This window comes from Roseomonas populi, from assembly GCF_024594815.1.
In the GTDB taxonomy this organism is placed as follows: Bacteria; Pseudomonadota; Alphaproteobacteria; order Acetobacterales; family Acetobacteraceae; genus Roseomonas; species Roseomonas populi.
This window is the reverse complement of sequence record NZ_JANJOU010000013.1, coordinates 90305-106823: the sequence shown is the minus strand read 5'-3', so window position 1 is coordinate 106823 and position 16519 is coordinate 90305. Positions and strand designations below refer to the sequence as shown.

17 protein-coding genes are annotated in these 16519 nt (G+C 70.3%); 7 read left to right on the top strand and 10 right to left on the bottom strand.

Features of this window, described 5'->3' with window-relative positions; translation table 11 throughout:
* Positions 1 to 14: 14 nt before the first annotated feature.
* Positions 15 to 1073 carry an ROK family protein gene (locus NRP21_RS16030; RefSeq protein ID WP_257717230.1) on the bottom strand — a complete coding sequence of 353 codons (1059 nt, stop codon included), beginning with the start codon at positions 1071 to 1073 and terminating at the stop codon, positions 15 to 17.
* Between the two features lie 74 nt (positions 1074 to 1147).
* A complete protein-coding gene (locus NRP21_RS16025) occupies positions 1148 to 1678 on the bottom strand; it encodes a GNAT family N-acetyltransferase (RefSeq protein ID WP_257717229.1) in 531 nt (176 codons plus the stop codon).
* Between the two features lie 107 nt (positions 1679 to 1785).
* Here NRP21_RS16025 and NRP21_RS16020 point away from each other — a divergent pair, with 107 nt between their 5' ends.
* Positions 1786 to 2049, top strand: coding sequence for a Nif11-like leader peptide family natural product precursor (locus NRP21_RS16020; RefSeq protein WP_257717228.1), 264 nt, complete (start codon positions 1786 to 1788; stop codon positions 2047 to 2049).
* A 10-nt stretch (positions 2050 to 2059) separates the two neighbouring features.
* On the opposite strand, the gene NRP21_RS16015 is transcribed toward NRP21_RS16020, so the two are convergent.
* The 8 genes from NRP21_RS16015 to NRP21_RS15980 form a co-directional block, all read right to left on the bottom strand.
* Positions 2060 to 3700: an AMP-binding protein gene (locus NRP21_RS16015; RefSeq protein WP_257717227.1), complete on the bottom strand. Its 1641-nt coding sequence runs from the start codon at positions 3698 to 3700 to the stop codon at positions 2060 to 2062.
* A complete protein-coding gene (locus NRP21_RS16010; protein WP_257717226.1) occupies positions 3700 to 4515 on the bottom strand; it encodes an enoyl-CoA hydratase in 816 nt (271 codons plus the stop codon). Before NRP21_RS16010 ends, NRP21_RS16015 begins: the two co-directional genes overlap by 1 nt.
* 120 nt (positions 4516 to 4635) lie before the next feature.
* Positions 4636 to 6345 carry an MFS transporter gene (locus NRP21_RS16005; protein ID WP_257717225.1) on the bottom strand — a complete coding sequence of 570 codons (1710 nt, stop codon included), beginning with the start codon at positions 6343 to 6345 and terminating at the stop codon, positions 4636 to 4638.
* A 206-nt stretch (positions 6346 to 6551) separates the two neighbouring features.
* Positions 6552 to 7202, bottom strand: coding sequence for a hypothetical protein (locus NRP21_RS16000; protein ID WP_257717224.1), 651 nt, complete (start codon positions 7200 to 7202; stop codon positions 6552 to 6554).
* Entirely contained in the window at positions 7199 to 8599 is a 1401-nt protein-coding gene (locus NRP21_RS15995; RefSeq protein ID WP_257717223.1) for a TRAP transporter large permease, read from the bottom strand. Before NRP21_RS15995 ends, NRP21_RS16000 begins: the two co-directional genes overlap by 4 nt.
* 28 nt (positions 8600 to 8627) lie before the next feature.
* The gene (locus tag NRP21_RS15990) at positions 8628 to 9296 is read right to left on the bottom strand and encodes a TRAP transporter small permease subunit (RefSeq protein ID WP_257717222.1); all 669 of its coding nucleotides are present in this window, start codon (positions 9294 to 9296) and stop codon (positions 8628 to 8630) included.
* 23 nt (positions 9297 to 9319) lie between these two features.
* On the bottom strand, positions 9320 to 10456 hold the full coding sequence (locus tag NRP21_RS15985; RefSeq protein ID WP_257717221.1) for a TRAP transporter substrate-binding protein: 1137 nt from the start codon (positions 10454 to 10456) through the stop codon (positions 9320 to 9322).
* 138 nt (positions 10457 to 10594) lie between these two features.
* Positions 10595 to 11368 (bottom strand): ferredoxin--NADP reductase, encoded by a 774-nt coding sequence (locus NRP21_RS15980; protein WP_257717277.1) that lies wholly within the window; start codon positions 11366 to 11368, stop codon positions 10595 to 10597.
* A gap of 154 nt (positions 11369 to 11522) precedes the next feature.
* On the opposite strand from NRP21_RS15980, the gene NRP21_RS15975 reads away from it, so the two are divergent.
* The 6 genes from NRP21_RS15975 (at position 11523) to NRP21_RS15950 (ending at position 16512) form a co-directional block, all read left to right on the top strand.
* Positions 11523 to 12233: a GNAT family N-acetyltransferase gene (locus NRP21_RS15975; protein WP_257717220.1), complete on the top strand. Its 711-nt coding sequence runs from the start codon at positions 11523 to 11525 to the stop codon at positions 12231 to 12233.
* Between the two features lie 86 nt (positions 12234 to 12319).
* A complete protein-coding gene (locus NRP21_RS15970; protein ID WP_257717219.1) occupies positions 12320 to 12682 on the top strand; it encodes a hypothetical protein in 363 nt (120 codons plus the stop codon).
* A gap of 50 nt (positions 12683 to 12732) precedes the next feature.
* Complete coding sequence (locus tag NRP21_RS15965) at positions 12733 to 13173, top strand: DUF3429 domain-containing protein (protein ID WP_257717218.1); 441 nt, start codon at positions 12733 to 12735, stop codon at positions 13171 to 13173.
* Between the two features lie 103 nt (positions 13174 to 13276).
* Positions 13277 to 14644 (top strand): esterase-like activity of phytase family protein, encoded by a 1368-nt coding sequence (locus NRP21_RS15960; RefSeq protein WP_257717217.1) that lies wholly within the window; start codon positions 13277 to 13279, stop codon positions 14642 to 14644.
* 94 nt (positions 14645 to 14738) lie between these two features.
* Positions 14739 to 15929 carry an amidase gene (locus NRP21_RS15955; RefSeq protein WP_257717216.1) on the top strand — a complete coding sequence of 397 codons (1191 nt, stop codon included), beginning with the start codon at positions 14739 to 14741 and terminating at the stop codon, positions 15927 to 15929.
* A gap of 64 nt (positions 15930 to 15993) precedes the next feature.
* On the top strand, positions 15994 to 16512 hold the full coding sequence (locus NRP21_RS15950; RefSeq protein WP_257717215.1) for a GNAT family N-acetyltransferase: 519 nt from the start codon (positions 15994 to 15996) through the stop codon (positions 16510 to 16512).
* Positions 16513 to 16519 lie beyond the last annotated feature (7 nt).

Sequence of the window (16519 nt, the reverse complement as noted above, 5' to 3'; positions counted from 1 at the left end):
GGCCGTCCGAAGTGTCAATCCGTGCGGCGGTTGGTGAAGCGGGCATTCCCCAGCCCCGTGCCGATCGTCAGGATGCCCCAGCGCTCCACGTCCTGCATGTTCGGCACCTCGCTCAGCCCTTGGCACACCGCGTCATTGTGCATCAGCACAGTGGTGGCGTGGCCGCCAATCTCCGGGATGGCCTCCGCGATCTCCTGCGGCAGGTTGAAACGGCTGCTCTCCCAATTGCCCGGCAGGTTCTGGCCGCCGCGGTCGATGGAGCCGTCCTCCTCGATGATGCCCGGGCAGCCGATGCCGATGAAGGGGGCCAGCGCCCGCTTCTTCGCCTCCGCCAGCGCCACCATCCCGTTCAGCATGGCGGCGATGCGCTTCACCGCCTCCTCCCGCGTCGGCTTGTCGTCGCGGTGGCGCCAGACCTCCAGCCCGACGACCCGGGCGGCGGAGAGGTCCTTCATCTTCCGCAGGTTCAGCTCCACCAGCCCGACGCGGATGCTGGTACCGCCGATGTCCACGGCGAGGAGGCTATCATGCCCCGCGAAGATCCAGCTTGGCGCCAGGTGGGCGGCGCCGATCAGGGCGGCCTCGTCCGGATCGTGGGTGATGGGGCGCAGTTCCAGCCCCTGGCCATCGGCCTTCAGCAGCAGGGAGGCGCGCCCGATGCAGAGATGGCCGATCCGGCTTCCGCTCATGCCCCCGCCCACAACGATGCGCTGCGTATCCTTCCAGCCTTTCAGCTTCAGGAAGCGGCGGGTGACGGCGGCCAGTTCCTGGGAGAATTCCTCCATCGCGGTGTGGACCAGCGCGGCGGCCTCATGGCGCTCGTCCTTCAGCAGCCGCTCCAGGCGGCGCCAGGAGATGTCGTCGCTCGGCTCGTCGCCTAGCGGGTCCTCCTGCCCCAGCTTGCGCAGGCGGTCCCGCCACTCCTCCAGCATGGCGCGGAAGGCGCGCTTGCTGGCGCGATCGCCGATGAAGCCTTCCTTGTCGCGGAGCTCGGCGTTGTAGGCGTCCAGCACCACGCTGGTGAGCCGCGCGGCGCCGTGGCCGGCAACAGGCGGCGCGGAGGTGTCGGGCATGGTCCTCTTTGTTCCCGGATTGCCCGGGGACAACGCGCCCGCCCCGCCGCGGTTCAACAGAGGTTATTTCCGGTTCAGGGCCGGGTGGGCGGTGCCGTATCCCCGGGGCCGAGGGCACGGGCCATCAGCACCGTGTCCAGCCAGACCCCGTGCTTGTGCCCGATGGAGGGCAGCACGCCGACGTGGTGGAAGCCCAGCGCCTCATGCAGCCTTATGGAAGGGGTATTTGCCGAATCCCCGATCACGGCGACCATCAGCCGGAAATCCGCCGCCTCGCAGCGCGCGATCAGGGCGGCGAGAAGTGCCCGGCCCGTGCCCGCCTTCGTGCCGCCGGGCGCAACGTAAACGGAGTTCTCCACCGTGTGGCGGTAGGCCGGGCGGGGACGATAGGCGGAGGCATAGGCATAGCCCAGCACCGCGCCGTCCTCGTCAGTCGCCACAAGGTGGGGGTGGCCACCGGCCAGGATGGTATCCCGCCGCGCGGCCATCTCCGCCTCGGTCGGCGCGGTCAGCTCGAAGGAGGCGCGGCCGGTCTCCACCCAATGGCGATAGATGCGGGCGATCGCCGCGATGTCCTCCGGCCGGCTGTCGCGGATCTCTGTCATGTGGGAGTCATGCTGCAGGGACAGGGGGGCCGCAAGGCGACAGCCGTTGCACCTGTCCGATCCCGCCGCCCGGGCTATCCTGGGCACCAGGAAAGAGGAGAGTCCCCGTGCCGACCGAGATGCAGCGCCTGAAGCAGGACCTGGAGGCCGATCCCGCGCTGCGGGCGCGCCTGGCGCCGGCGCTGGATGCTTCCGCCGACCCGGAAGCGGCCTCTGCCCTGTTGCGCGCCGCCGGATACGGCATCGCGCCGGGCGAGCTGCCGCTGTCCGCGCAGGGCCCACGCCGGCTGAACCATGCGGACCTGGACCAGGTCGCCGGGGGGCGGATGACGCTCAAGAACCCCACCAACCCCTTCGACGAGCCGCTCTGACGGACAGCCCTCAGCCGACCTCGCACGCCCGCACGGCCTGGCGCAGCGGCACCTTCTGCAGCTTGCCGGTGGAGGTCTTCGGCACCTCCTGGAAGATCACGCGCTTGGGTACCTTGAAGCTCGCCAGCCTCTCCCGCGCATGGGCGATGAGGGCGGCCTCGGTGGCCTCGGCATCGGGCTTCAGCTCCACGAAGGCCCAGGGCACCTCGCCCCATTTCTCGTCCGGCGCGGCCACCACGGCGGCCACTGCCACGGCGGGGTGCTTGTAGAGCGCGTCCTCCACCTCGATAGAGGAGATGTTCTCCCCGCCGGAGATGATGATGTCCTTCGCGCGGTCCTTCAGCTGCACGTACCCGTCCGGGTGCTTCACGCCGAGGTCGCCGGTGCGGAACCAGCCGCGCGCGAAGGCCTTCTCGGTGGCCGCCGCGTCCTTCAGGTATCCCTTCATCACCGTGTTGCCGCGCATCACCACCTCGCCCATCGTCTTTGCATCGGCGGGTACGGGGTTGTCGTTCGCGTCCAGCACGTCGAAGGCCTCCAGCGTCACGTAGCGCACGCCCTGGCGCGCCATCAGCGCCGCGCGCTCCGGCGCGGGCAGGGCGTCGTGCTCGGGGTGCCACTCGTTCACCACGGAAGGGCCGTAGCACTCCGTCAGCCCGTAGATGTGGCGCACCGTCACGCCCGCCGCGTCGGCGGCGGCCAGCACGGCCTCCGGCGGTGATGCACCGGCGGTGCCGAAGACCAGCCCCGTGCCGGGAACGCGGTCGGGGTCGTTTACCAGGGTCTGCAGCACGATGGGCGCGCCGCACATATGCGTCACGCCATGTGCGCGGATCAGGTCCCACATCGCCGGCCCGCGCACGGCGCGCAGGCAGACATGCGTGCCGGAAGCGGCCGCCACCGCCCAGGGGAAGCACCAGCCGTTGCAGTGGAACATCGGCAGCGTCCAGAGATAGACGGGCGCGGGCGGGATGCCGCAGGCCAGGATGTCGCCGATGGCGCCGAGATAGGCGCCGCGATGGTGGTACACCACGCCCTTCGGCCGCCCCGTGGTGCCGGAGGTGTAGTTCAGCGCGATCGCGTCCCACTCGTCCGCCGGCGGCTGCCAGTCGAAGGCCGGGTCGCCGCCCGCCAGGAAGGCATCATAATCCTCGCCGCCCAGCGTGTGGTCGAAAGGCGCGACGGGGTCCTTCACCTCGATCACGAAGGGCTTGTTCGCCACCATCTCCAGCGCGCGGCCGAGCAGCGGCACCAGCTCGCTGTCCACCACGATGGCGCGCGCCTCGCCGTGGTCCAGGATGTAGGCGATGGTGTCGGCATCCAGCCGCGTGTTGATGGTGTTCAGCACCGCGCCGGTCATCGGCACGCCGTTGTGGCACTCGATCATGGCGGGGATATTCGGCAGCAGCGCCGCCACCGTGTCCCCACGCCCGATGCCGCGCGCGGCCAGCGCGGAGGCGAGGCGCACGCAGCGGTCCCGGTGCTGCCGCCATGTCAGGCGCAGGTCGCCGTGGATGACGGCGATGCGGTCCGGGAAGGTCGCCGCCGCGCGCTCCACGAACAGCAGGGGCGTCAGGGCGCGGTGGTTGGCGCCGGTGCGGGGCAGGGCGTCATAAGCCTGCTTCGCGGAAGGCGGCGGGTTTGTGTCCATCAGCGGTGCCTCCACTCCGGCGCGCGCTTCTCAAGCAGGGCGCCGATCCCTTCGGCCGCGTCCTCGGCCAGCAGGTTCTCCACCATCGCGGCCGCGGCCAACGCGTAGGCCTCCTCCAGCGGCAGCCCGGCCTGGCGGTGGAAGGTCCGCTTGCCCAGCTGCACCGCGAAGGCCGAACGGCCGGCGATTCCCGCGGCCAGCTCCGCCGCCGCCTCGTCCAGCACGTCGCGCGGCACGATCCGGTTCACCAGCCCGATGCGCCGCGCCTCCTCCGCCCCGATCGGCTCGCCGGTCAGCAGCATCTCCATCGCCGCCTTGCGCGGCACGGCGCGGGAGAGGGGGACGGCGGGGGTGGAGCAGAACAGGCCGATCTCCACGCCCGGCGTGCAGAAGCGCGCCTCCTCCGCGGCGATCACGAGGTCGCAGGCAGCCACCAACTGGCATCCGGCGGCGGTGGCCAGGCCCTGCACGGTAGCGATGACCGGCTGGGGCAGGGCGGGGATAGCCTGCATCACCCGCGCGCAACGCGCCATGGAATCGGAGAAGAAGGCGTGGCCGCCATCGGGATCGCCGAAATGCGCGGTGATCTCCTTCAGGTCGTGGCCCGCGCAGAAGACGGGGCCTTCCGCCCGGATCACCACGCAGCGGACCGTGCTGTCCGCCGCAATCCCCTCCAGCTCCGAGTGCAGCGCATCCAGGAGAGAGAGGGAGAGGCCGTTCCGCGCCGCCGGCCGGTTCAGGGCAAGGGTGGCCACCGCGCCCCGGTCCTCGCGCAGGAGGACGGGGAAGGGACTCCCTGAAGCGCCGTCCGGCATGCCGCCTCCTCCCGCTCTTCGTTGCCTTCAGCTTGGGGTGGGGTGGCGGGCGCGTGCAAGGCCCGGAAAAGGAAAGGGCGCCGGGATCTCTCCCGGCGCCCCAGTTTGATGCGCGGATCTTCAGGCCCGCGCGTTGTTCCCCGATTCCTCGGCCGCGAAGATATCGCGGTCCTTGGTTTCCGGGATGAAGATGGCACCGATGATCACGGTCGCGACCGCGATGACGATCGGGTACCAGAGGCCGTAGTAGATGTCGCCGGTCTGCGCGACCATCGCCAGCGAGGTGGCCGGCAGCAGCCCGCCGAACCAGCCGTTGCCGATATGGTAGGGCAGCGACATGGAGGTGTAGCGGATGCGCGTGGGGAAGAGCTCCACCAGCGCCGCCGCGATCGGGCCGTACACCATGGTCACGTAGATCACGAGGATGGTGAGGACGCCGATGATGACGGCCGTCTGCTCGCGGAACACGTCGAAGGGGCCGGCCATCTTGACGACGGACGGGTTGGACGCGGCCGGGTAGCCCGCCGCCGTCAGCCCCGCGGAGAGCTGCTGGGCGAAGGTGGGGTCCGTGGCGCGGATGGGCGCGCCGTTGTTGATGCGGATCGCGGTCTCCGCATCCGCCGTGTTCGCCGGCAGCGCCTCGACCGAGTACTGCACCGAGGCGCGCGAGAGGGCGGCCTTGGCGATGTCGCAGGGCTGGGTGAAGCGCGCTGTGCCGACGGGGTTGAACTGGAAGGAGCAGGTCGCCGGATTGGTCAGCACCTGCACGGGGATGGTCTGCTGCGCCTGGTGCAGCGCCGGGTTGGCCTCCGCCGTCAGCAGCTTGAACAGCGGGAAGTAGGTCAGCGCGGCCAGCAGGCAGCCACCGAGGATGATCGGCTTGCGGCCGATCTTGTCCGACAGCCAGCCGAAGAGGACGAAGCCGCCGGAGCCCAGGAGCAGCGCCCAGGCGATGAGCAGGTTCGTCGTCGGGCCGTCCACCTTCAGGATCGAGCCGAGGAAGAACAGCGCGTAGAACTGCCCGGTGTACCAGACCACCGCCTGGCCCATGGTGAGGCCGAGCAGCGCGAGCAGCGCCCACTTGGCGTTCTTCCACTGGCCGAAGGCCTCGGACAGCGGCGCCTTGGAGCCGGTGCCCTCCTCCTTCATCTTCTTGAAGGCCGGGCTCTCGTTCAGCGTGGAGCGGATCCAGACGGAGATGCCCAGCAGCACGACGGAGAGCAGGAAGGGAACGCGCCAGCCCCACTCGGCGAAGGCCGCCTCGCCGATCCAGGTGCGGACGCCCAGGATGACCAGCAGCGAGAGGAACAGCCCCGCCGTCGCCGTGATCTGGATGAAGGAGGTGTAGAAGCCGCGCCGGCCGTTCGGCGCGTGCTCGGCCACGTAGGTGGCGGCGCCGCCGTACTCTCCGCCGAGCGCGAGGCCCTGGAGGCAGCGCAGCACGATGAGCAGGATCGGCGCGAGGATGCCGATGGTGTCCGAGCCGGGGAGGAGGCCGACGATGAAGGTGGAGGCGCCCATGATGAGGATGGTGACGAGGAAGGTATACTTCCGCCCCACCAGGTCGCCGATGCGCCCGAAGACGATGGCGCCGAAGGGCCGCACCAGGAAGCCCGCCGCGAAGGTCAGCAGCGCGAAGATGTTGCGCGTGCCCTCGGGGTACTGGCTGAAGAAGTGCGTGCCGATCAGCCCGGCCAGGCTGCCGTAGAGATAGAAGTCGTACCACTCGAAGACGGTGCCGAGGGAGGAGCCGAGGATGACCTTCCTCTCCTCCTTCGTCATCGGGCGGTTCCGCTCCGCCGCGACGGTTGATGAATACACGGTGCTCATGATTGGACTTGGTCCTGAATCCCCCCGGGGCGCGACGCTGCCCGGACCTCGGTTGCCTCGGGCGGCCGCTTCCGGCCACCACGGGGATGGGCCGTCGCGCAGACCCATCGGGGGAAGCGTAAAACGATGCCGGGTCGTGTCGCCAGAGCCAATTCTCGGGGAAGTGAACGCGGCGCCGAATGATCTGCGGAAGATCTGCCGGGCGCTCAGGCGATCCGTGCTGAGATCCTGCCCGCCGGCCCAAAATCCGCCGCCACCGCACCGTCATCGGCCGGGAGCGGGCCGGTGAGGCCCGCGGCGACCAGCAGGGCGCCGGCCGGTAGCCCGCCGAGGCGCCGCGCCTCCGCCGCCACGGGGGCGAGGACGTCGCGCACGCGCAGCGTGCGTCCCTCAAGCGCGATCTGCTCCGGCGGGTCGTCCATCGGCGGGCCGGCGACGACGAAGCCGAGGCCGTTGAGGTCCGCCACGCGCGCGCCACGCGCTTCCGGCGCGTGGGTGAAGCGGTGGTCCGAGATGTCGATCGCGGCGTGCAGCGCCGCCAGGCGCGGCCGCGAATCCTCATCGGGCCGCAACACCTCGGCCAGCACGCCGACGAGCGCGCCGGTGGCGACGGGGTGCCGCAGCGGGGCGGCGGTTGCGCCGCTCGGCAGCAGGCGGGTTTCGATCATGGGGCCGATGGTGCCGTGCAGCATCCGCAGGCCGCAGGGCACGATGCCCAGCGCGTCCAGCACGGCCAGGGCCACCCGCTCGCCCTCCGCGCGGCCGCGCGGAGCCACGTCGGGCGGCAGGGCGGCGAGCGGCCGGCCGGTGGAGAGGGCCTCGGCGAGCCAGGATGCGGCGCGGGCGGCACGGGTCACTCGCGCAGCACCTCCTCCTCGGTGAAGCCGCCGCTCGGCGGGGCTTCCATGGACAGGCCGGGATCGGCGGGCGCGTCGCCGCCGTAGAGAGTCTCCGGCAGCCAGGTCACCAGCCCCGGCGCGAAGTACATCACCACCATGGTCGCGACGACGATGTAGATGAAGGGCATCACGCCGGCGAAGATGTCCTCCAGCCGCACGTGCTTCGGCGCCACGCCCTTGAGGTAGAAGGTCGCCATCGCGACCGGCGGGGAGAGGAAGGAGGTCTGCAGGTTGAGGGCGATCATCACCCCGAAGAAGAGGGGCGAGACGCCGAAGTCGTCCAGCAGCGGCAGGAAGATCGGCACGAAGATCACGATGATCTCCGTCCATTCCAGCGGCCAGCCGAGCACGAAGATGATGGCCTGCGCCAGGATCATGAAGGTGAAGCTGTTCAGCGGCAGCGACTTGACGAACTCCTCCACCACGGACTGCCCGCCGAGATAGCCGAAGACGGAGGAGAAGACGTAGGAGCCGACGAAAAGCCAGCACACCATGGCGGAGGTGCGGGCCGTCAGGAACACGCTCTCCCTCAGCTTCGCCCAGGTGAAGGCGCGGTAGGCGATCGCGAGCACGATGGAGCCGAGGCTGCCCATGGCCGCCGCCTCGCTGGGCGTCGCCAGCCCCATGAGGATGGCGCCGAGCACGGAGGCGATCAGCAGGGCCAGCGGCACGAAGGAACTGACCAGCGCCCAGACCACCCGGCCGAAGGGAATGTTCCGCTCCTCCGGCGGCAAGGGCGGCGCCATACGCGGCTTCAGCATGGCGAGAATGATGATGTAGAGGATATAGCAGACCGCCAGCGTCACGCCGGGGATGAAGGCCGCGGCGTAGAGCTGCACCACCGAGACCCCCGCCGTGGCCCCGTAGAGGATCAGCATGATGGAGGGCGGGATGAGGATGCCCAGGCACCCGCCCGCGCAGGTAACGCCCGCTGCCAGCCGCACGTCGTAGCCGGCCTTCAGCATGGCGGGGAAGGCGAGCAGCCCCATCAGCGTGACCACCGCGCCCACGATGCCCGTGGCGGTGGCGAAGAGCGCGCATGTGGCCATGGTGGCCACCGCCAGGCTGCCGGGGATGTTGCCGGAGGCCATCTGCAAGGATCGGAACAGCCGGTCCAGGATGTTCGCCCGCTCGATCACGTAGCCCATGAAGACGAAGAGCGGGACGGAGATGAGCACGTCGTTCGCCATCACCGCGTAGGTGCGCTGCACGAGCAGGTCGAAGATGCGGTCGCCCATGCCGAGGTAGCCGAAGAACAGCCCCATGGCCATCAGCGTGAAGGCGATGGGGAAGCCCAGCAGGATGAAGAACAGGAACAGCCCGAGCATGGTCAGGCCGAGGGCGGGGTCGCTCATCGGGGCGCATGATCCTGTTCGGGTGCTGTCACCGGCCGTCCTGCTGGTCGGCGGCGCGCTCGCGCCGCGCCGCTTCCGCCGGAGGCGTGATCTCCGCCCCGCGCGCGACGTCCGCGGCCAGCGCCTCCGCCCCGCGCTCCTCGGCCTGGGCGAGGATGAGCTGGTCCATCTCCTCCACGTCCGACAGGCGGGGCGGCCAGGTGCCTTCCCGGATGCAGCGGATGCAACGCACCACCTCAACCATCCCCTGCAGAAGCAGCAGGAGTCCCACCAGCGGGATGAGGAACTTGAAGGGCCAGATCACCGGGCCGGTCGGGGAGAACATGGACCGCTCGTTCTGCCGCCAGCTCTCCTCGAAGAAGTGCCAGCCGGCGACCATGAAGGCGAAGATCGCGGGAAAGAAGAACAGGATGTAGAGCACGAGGTCGAGCGTGGCCTGCCGGCGCGGCGGCATCATGCGGTACAGGAAGTCGCCGCGCACATGCCCGTTGCGCGAGAGCGCGTATGCGCCGGCCATCATGAACAGCGCGCCGTAGAGCATGTAGGTGGCGTCGTAGGCCCAGGTGGTCGGCGCGCGGAAGGCGTATCGCGCCACCACCTCGTAGGTGACGACGAAGGTGAGGCCGACGATGCACCAGGCGAAAGCCTGCCCGACCAGGGTCGAGAGCCGGTCGATCCCGAGGAGGACCCGCTGCATGGCGCCGCCCTGTCCCGTGCCCCTCAGCGCGCGGCGAAGAAGTGGTTGTAGGCGGCCACTTGGCTCGCCTCGTAGCGCAGGAAGAAGTTGCCCACGCGCCGGCACCACTCCCTCTGGCTGTCGCAGACCTTCTTGAAGAAGGGTCCGTTGTTCGGGTTGGAGTTGTCGTTCTCCAGCCGCTCGATCACCTTGTTCCAGGCGGCCAGCTGCGCCTCCAGGACCGGGCGGGGAAGGGGGCGCGCCTGCACGCCCTGGCGCTGGGTCATCTCCAGCAGGTCCTTGGAGTAGCGGTCCTGCAGCTTCCAGGACATGTCGGCCGATGCCGCCTCCGCGCCGTGGCGGATGATGGCCTGGATCTCCACCGGCAGGCTCTCGTACTTCGTCTTGTTGAACAGCATCTCGAAGCTCTCCACCCGCTGGTGGTAGCTCTGGATCATGTAGGCCTTGGCCACGTCGGGAAAGCCGAGGACGCGGTCGGAGGAGGGGTTGTTGAACTCCGCCCCGTCGATCACCCCGCGCTCCAGCGCCGGCACGATCTCGCCGCCGGGCAACGAGACGACGGCCGCGCCCATCTCCGCCATCAGCTCCGCGGCCAGGCCCACGGTGCGGTATTTCAGCCCGCGGATCTGATCCACCCGTTCGATCGGCTGTTTGAACCAGCCGAAGGGCTGGGTCGGCATGGGGCCGGAGAGGAAGCCGACGACGTTGACCTTCAGGACGTCCTGCAGGAGCTCCCGGTACAGCGCCTCCCCGCCGCCGTGATAGAACCAACCGAGCATCTGGTTGGCGTCGCCGAACCAGGGCGGGGCGGTGCCGAACAGGCTGAAGGCCTTGTTCTTGCCGTACCAGTAGGCGACCACCCCGTGGCCGCCATCCAGCGTGCCGGCATGGACGGCATCCAGCACCTGGAAGGCGCCGACGACGGCACCGGCCGCCAGCAGCTCCACCCGCAGCCGCCCGCCGGCCATGCGGTTCACCCGTTCCACGTAGTCCTGGGCGAATTCGTGGAAGATGTCGCGCTGCGGCCAGGTGGATTGGAAACGGAGCGTGACGGTCTGCGCGCGGCTGACGCTCGGCGTGGCGAGGACGGCGGCGCCGGTCGCGCCGACGGCAGCCGCCCGCAGCAGGCCGCGGCGGCCCGCCCCATTCTTCTCGGACATGAAGCTTCCCTCGTGGCGCACCATCTGACGGGCGCGCTCATGCGAAAGCCTGCCTCGATTCTAACGGGGCCGCAACTTAATCTTCATCTGTCCCGATTTAGCGACGCCTTGCCTGTCGACGCCCTACTTGTCGACGCCCTACTTGTCGACGAACGCGCGCTCCACCACGAAGTGGGCCGGCTCGTGCGCGCTGCCTTCCTTCATGCCCAGCGCCTCCAGCCGCGCCTTGGTGTCCGCCAGCATCTCCGGCGAGCCGCAGAGCATGACGCGGTCATTCTCCGGCGAGAGAGGCGGCAGGCCGAGATCGGCGTAGATGCGGCCGCTGTCCATCAGCTCCGTGATGCGCCCGCGCGTCGGGAAGTCCTGGCGCGTCACGCTGGGATAATAGACGAGCTTTTCCCGGACCATCTCGCCCAGGAACTCGTGCTGCATCAGGTCCTGGGTGATGTACTCGCGGTAGGCCAGCTCCTCCACGTCGCGCACGGTGTGCGTCACGATCACCTTCTCGAACCGGTCATAGGCCTCGGGTTCCCGGATCAGGGACATGAAGGGGGCCAGGCCGGTGCCGGTGGAGAGGAACCACAGGTTCTTCCCGGGCAGCAGGTTGTCCAGCAGCAGCGTGCCCACGGGCTTGCGGTTGATCAGCACCGTGTCGCCGGGCTTGATGTTCTGCAGGCGGGAGGTGAGGGGGCCGTCCTGCACCTTGATGGAGAGGAACTCCAGCGTCTCCTCCCAAGGCGGGGAGGCGACGGAATAGGCCCGCATCAGCGGCTTGCCGTCCACGATCAGCCCAATCATGGCGAACTGCCCGGCCAGAAAGCGGAAGCCCGGTTCCCGCGTGCAGCGGAAGGAGAAGAGCCGGTCGGTCCAGTGGCGGACCTCCAGCACCTCGGCCTCGTGGAAGGCGGACATGGCCGGCCGCTTGGGGTCCGGGCCGGTCTTGGAGGGGGAGGCGTCGTTCAGCATGGCGGGCACGGTATGGGATGGCCCCGCCGCTTGTGCAATGCGGCAGTCACGGAACAGGGGTGGCTTGAGGGGCGGACTGGCCCGGCGCAGCATCCCCTCCATGTCCGAATCCCCGCCCCTAGGTCCCGAAGTCGATCCCACTCCCCGGCCCCTGCCGGCCCGCACCCTCCATCGGGGCGCCAGCGTGGAGCTGGAGCCGCTGCACACCCGGCACGCCCCGGAGCTTTGGGCAGCGGCCCAGGCGCCCGGGGCGGAACCCGGCTGGGCCTATCTCGGCTACGGCCCCTTCGCGGACGAGGCGGCCATGCGCCGCCACGTGGCCGCCTTCGCGGCCCAGCACGATCCCATTGCCTGGGCCGTGCGGCCCCACCGCACCGGCACCGCCGATGGCTGGCTGACCCTGATGGAGATCTTCCCCGCCGATTCCGCGATCGAGATCGGGCACATCTGGTTCTCCCCCCGCCTGCAGCGCACGCGGGCAGCGACGGAGGCCATGTTCCTGCTGATGCGGCACGCCATGGACGACCTCGGCTACCGCCGCCTGGTCTGGAAGTGCCATGCCCTGAACGGGCCTTCCCGCAACGCCGCCGCCCGCCTGGGCTTCCGGTACGAGGGCACGCTGCGGGCCATCAAGGTGGTCAAGGGGCGGCTTCGGGACACGGCGCAGTTCTCCATCCTGGCGGATGAGTGGCCGGCGCGGCGGGATGCCATCGCGGCCTGGCTGGACGCTTCCAACTGGGACGCGGAAGGCCGCCCGAAGGCCCCGATGGCCCGGGCAGACCACCCGCCCCTGCCTTGGGTGGCGGCCTGAGGGGGCGGCGCGCGGCGTATGGATCGGCCGCAGCGCGCGCCTATACTCCTCGCGCGCTGCTCGGCACGGGAGCCACGGAGGGCGGAATGAGCCTCAGCGAACTGCTTGGCCTCGGCATGGCCGCCCAGTTCAAGCCCTCGGGCCATGGCTACATCTACCGTGAGAACGCGAAGGGGCCGCCCATCCCGGTCTCGCGGGAGGAACGGGACCGTTTCGTGCGGCGCTACGCGGTCCACTTCGTGGTGCAGGTGGCGGGCTTCATGGGGGCCGTGATCCTGGCAGCGGTGCTGACCGACGCCGTCTTCCCCACTCGCGCCGCACCGGGCGGCTTCGTGCTGATGGGCGCGCTTATGCTCGCGATCGGGTTCCTGCTGTTCCGCTGGGTGCGGTGGGCGCTGGCGGCGCCGAGCCGCGCCCTGGCGGGACGGGGATCGGCCCCTACGCTCTGAGGTGCCGCGGCGAGGCTTGCGCTACCGCCTCCCGCCCCGAGATGCGACCCATGCGCGAAGCTCTCCCCACCCCTGCCCGTATCCTCGGCCCGGCCGGGCTGATCCCCTTCGCCGGGATGGCCCTGCTGGCGTTGGCCTCGCCGGAATGGCGCCCGGACGCGCTGCGCGGGCTGATCGCCTACGGGGCAGCCATCGCCTCCTTCCTCGGCGCGGTCCATTGGGGCCTCGCGCTGCATCCCGCGCCGGGGGAGGAGGGGGCAGCCTGGGGCCGGATGGGCCTGGGCGTCCTGCCCGCCCTGGCCGCCTGGATCGCGCTTCTGATGCCCGGCTTCCGGCCCGGCCTGATCACGCTTGCTGTCATCCTGGTCGCAACCGCCCTCGTCGAAACCCTGGCTGCCCGGCGCGGCCTGGTCCCCGCGCCCTATCTTCGGCTGCGCTGGGGACTGAGCCTCGGCGCCGCCGCCTGTTTGCTGCTCGGCGCCGCCGCCTGACCACGCCGAGGGGACCGACATGGTTTCGTCATCTGGCTGTCAAACGGCCGAAATCCGGCCTGCCTAACTCCCGGCTCCGACCTATCCGGGACCAGCCGATTCCATGCGTGCCCTTCTCCTGGCCACAGCCGCCCTCCTGACCCTCTCTGTTGCCGTCAATGCCCAGGAACGACGATTCGAGGCCGTGCTCGAGGGCCATGCGGTCCTGCCGGCGAACACGATCATCCCCGCGCCGTCGGACGCACCGGCGGATGCGCGGCAGGCCGGCAAGTACACCGGCCCCAACAACCGCCGCATGGACGGCAGCCTGCCCGGCACGACGGGCCCCGCGCCGAACGGCCGCCCCACCGGGCTTTCCCTGCCGTTCAACGGCCAGGCCGTGCAGGGCTTTTCCGGCATCAAGCCCGTGGTGGGCGAGCCCGGCGCCTACTGGGTGCTGACGGACAACGGCTTCGGCAACAAGCGCAACTCCGCCGACGCGCTGCTGATGTTCCACAAGATCCGCCCTGACTTCCGCACCGGCCAGGTTCAGGTGCTGCAGACGATCTTCCTCTCCGACCCCGAGCGCCGCGTGCCCTTCCGCATCGTGAACGAGGGCACGGAGCGCCGCTACCTGACCGGCGCGGACTTCGACCCGGAGAGCCTGCAGCCCGTCGCCGACGGCTTCTGGATCGGCGAGGAGTTCGGCCCCTTCCTGATCCAGATCGACGCCCAGGGGCGCGTGCGCCGCGTGGTGGAAACGGCGCTGGACTCCCGCGCGATCCGCAGCCCGGACCACCCGGACCTCGTCTCCCCCGCCACCCCCGCCGCGACGGTCGCCGTGCAGTCGCAGCGCAGCGGCGGCTATGAGGGCATGGCGCTGAGCCCGGACGGCACCCGCCTCTACGCCCTGCTGGAGAAGCCCCTGTTCGGCGCGGACGGCAAGCCGGAGGACAACACCCTCCGCATCCTGGAGCTGGACACGGCGAACGGGAACTGGACGGGCCGCACGATGCGCTTCCGCTTCGCGGAGGGCGCGACCTCCATCGGTGACTTCAACATGATCGACGACCGCCGTGCCCTGGTGATTGAGCGCGACGACGGCGAGGGCGATCCCTCCCGCGCCTGCGCCGCAGGGCAGACCCCGCCCGCCTGCTTCCACGCGCCGGCGAAGGTGAAGCGCGTGTCCCTGATCGACCTCGGCGAGACCGACGCGCAGGGCTACGTGAAGAAGATCGGCTACATCGACCTGATGGCGATCCGGGACCCCGAGGGCGTGGCGCGCCAGCGCGGCGACCTGGACGCGGACGTCCCGCGCGACCGTTTTTCCTTCCCCTTCTTCACCATCGAGAACGTGGCGCGGGTGGATGAGGACCACATCATCGTCGGCAACGACAACAACCTGCCCTTCAGCGCGGGCCGCCACCTGACCCGCGCCGACGACAACGAGCTGATCCTGCTGCGCGTGGCGGAACTGCTCCGCGCGCGCTGATACGGCGGGTGCAATGTTGCGGCGCGGCACGGATGGACAGGTCCGTGACCCTGCCGCAGCATCCGGACCTGTATACCAGGGGATTCGAAACGATATGCCTGATGGGATCGATGGCAGCGGCTTCATGCCGGGGGAGCGGGCGCCGCTGGTGCACGCACCAGACGGTCCGCTCGCCGGCCTGACCTTCGCGGCCAAGGATCTCTACGACGTCGCCGGCTCCCCCACCACCTACGGCAACCCCGACTGGGCCCGCACCCAGCCCGTGCCCCCCTCCACCGCCCCCGCCGTGCTGATGCTGGCCGAGGCAGGGGCGCGCTTCGTCGGAAAGACGAAGACCATGGAGCTCGCCTACGGGCTGACGGGCGAGAATGTCTGGTACGGCACGCCCCTGAACCCTGCCGCGCCGGACCGCTTCCCCGGCGGCTCCTCCTGCGGCAGCGCCTCCGTCGTTGCCTCCGGCGAGGCGGATATCGCCCTCGGCTCCGACACGGGCGGATCGGTCCGCATTCCCGCCTCCTATTGCGGTGTCTATGGCATCCGGCCCAGCTGGGGCGCGGTGCCGCTGACCGGCACGCGGGGCCTCGCGCCTTCCTTCGACACGGCGGGCTGGTTCGCCGGCCGCGCCTCCGTCCTGCGCCGTACGGGAGAGGTCCTGCTGCCCCTGGGTGGGGAAGGGCCGCTGGGGCCCCTCCTGCGCGTGCAGGAGGCCTGGATGAACGCGCAGCCCGCCGTGGCCAACGCCCTGACGCCCGCGATGGAGGCGGTCGGCTCCGTGATGGACGGGTGCCTGCAGGTCTCCCTGTTCACGGAGACGCTGGCGGTGGTCTACGAGCACTTCCGCTGCATGCAGGCCGAGGAGGCCTGGGCGACGCTCGGCGACTGGGTGGCCGCGGCGGAGCCGGCCTTCGGCCCCGGCGTGGGCGAGCGCTTCGCCATCGCGCGCGCCATGGCGCCGGAGAAGGCGGCCGCCGGCCGCGCCTACCGCCGGGCCTTCCGCCAGCGCCTGCTCGGGTTGCTGGGGGGCGGGGCGGTGCTGGTCTATCCCACCTCGCCCATACCGGCGCCGAAGCTCGGCGCCTCGGCCGAGGAGCAGCTCTGGGCGCGGGAGGTGACGATCGGCGTCACCGCCATTGCCGGGCTGGGCGGCTTGCCCGAGGTCTCCATCCCCGCGGGCAAGGTGGAGGGCGCGCCGGTCGGCTTCTCCCTCGTGGCAGCGCCGGGGCGGGACCGGGCGCTGCTGGCGTTGGCGGAGCGTGTGGCGGAACGGCTCGGCCTGCCGGTCTGACGGAGTATGATTTTAACGTAAGAGGGTGTTCCCCCAGGGCCGCGTTCTGCTCTAGGCATCGGTCATGCCGATCCGCGACGCGACCCCCGACGACGCCCCCGCCATCGCGGAGATCTACGCCCACCACGTGCTGCACGGCACCGGCACCTTCGAGGAATCGCCCCCGCCGGCCGAGGAGCTGGGCGCCCGCATCGCCAGGGTGCAGGGCGCCGGCCATGCCTGGCTTGTGGTGGAGGAGGAAGGCCGCGTCCTCGGCTACGGCTACTATGCCAATTTCCATGCCCGCTCCGCCTACAGGCACACGGCGGAGGACTCGATCTACGTGCGGGACGACGTGCGCGGCCAGGGCGTGGGCAAGGCCCTGGTGGCGGAGCTTCTGAAGCGCGCGGAGGCGGAGGGGTTCCGTCAGATGGTCGCCGTGATCGGTGATTCAGAGAATGTGGGCTCGATCGGCCTGCACCTCTCCCTCGGCTTCCGGCAGGCCGGGGTCCTCAAGGCGGTGGGGCTGAAGTTCGGGAACTGGGTGGACGTGGTCTACATGCAGAAGGCGCTGGGCGAGGGCGACCGCAGCACCCCCGCCTAGCATTCTC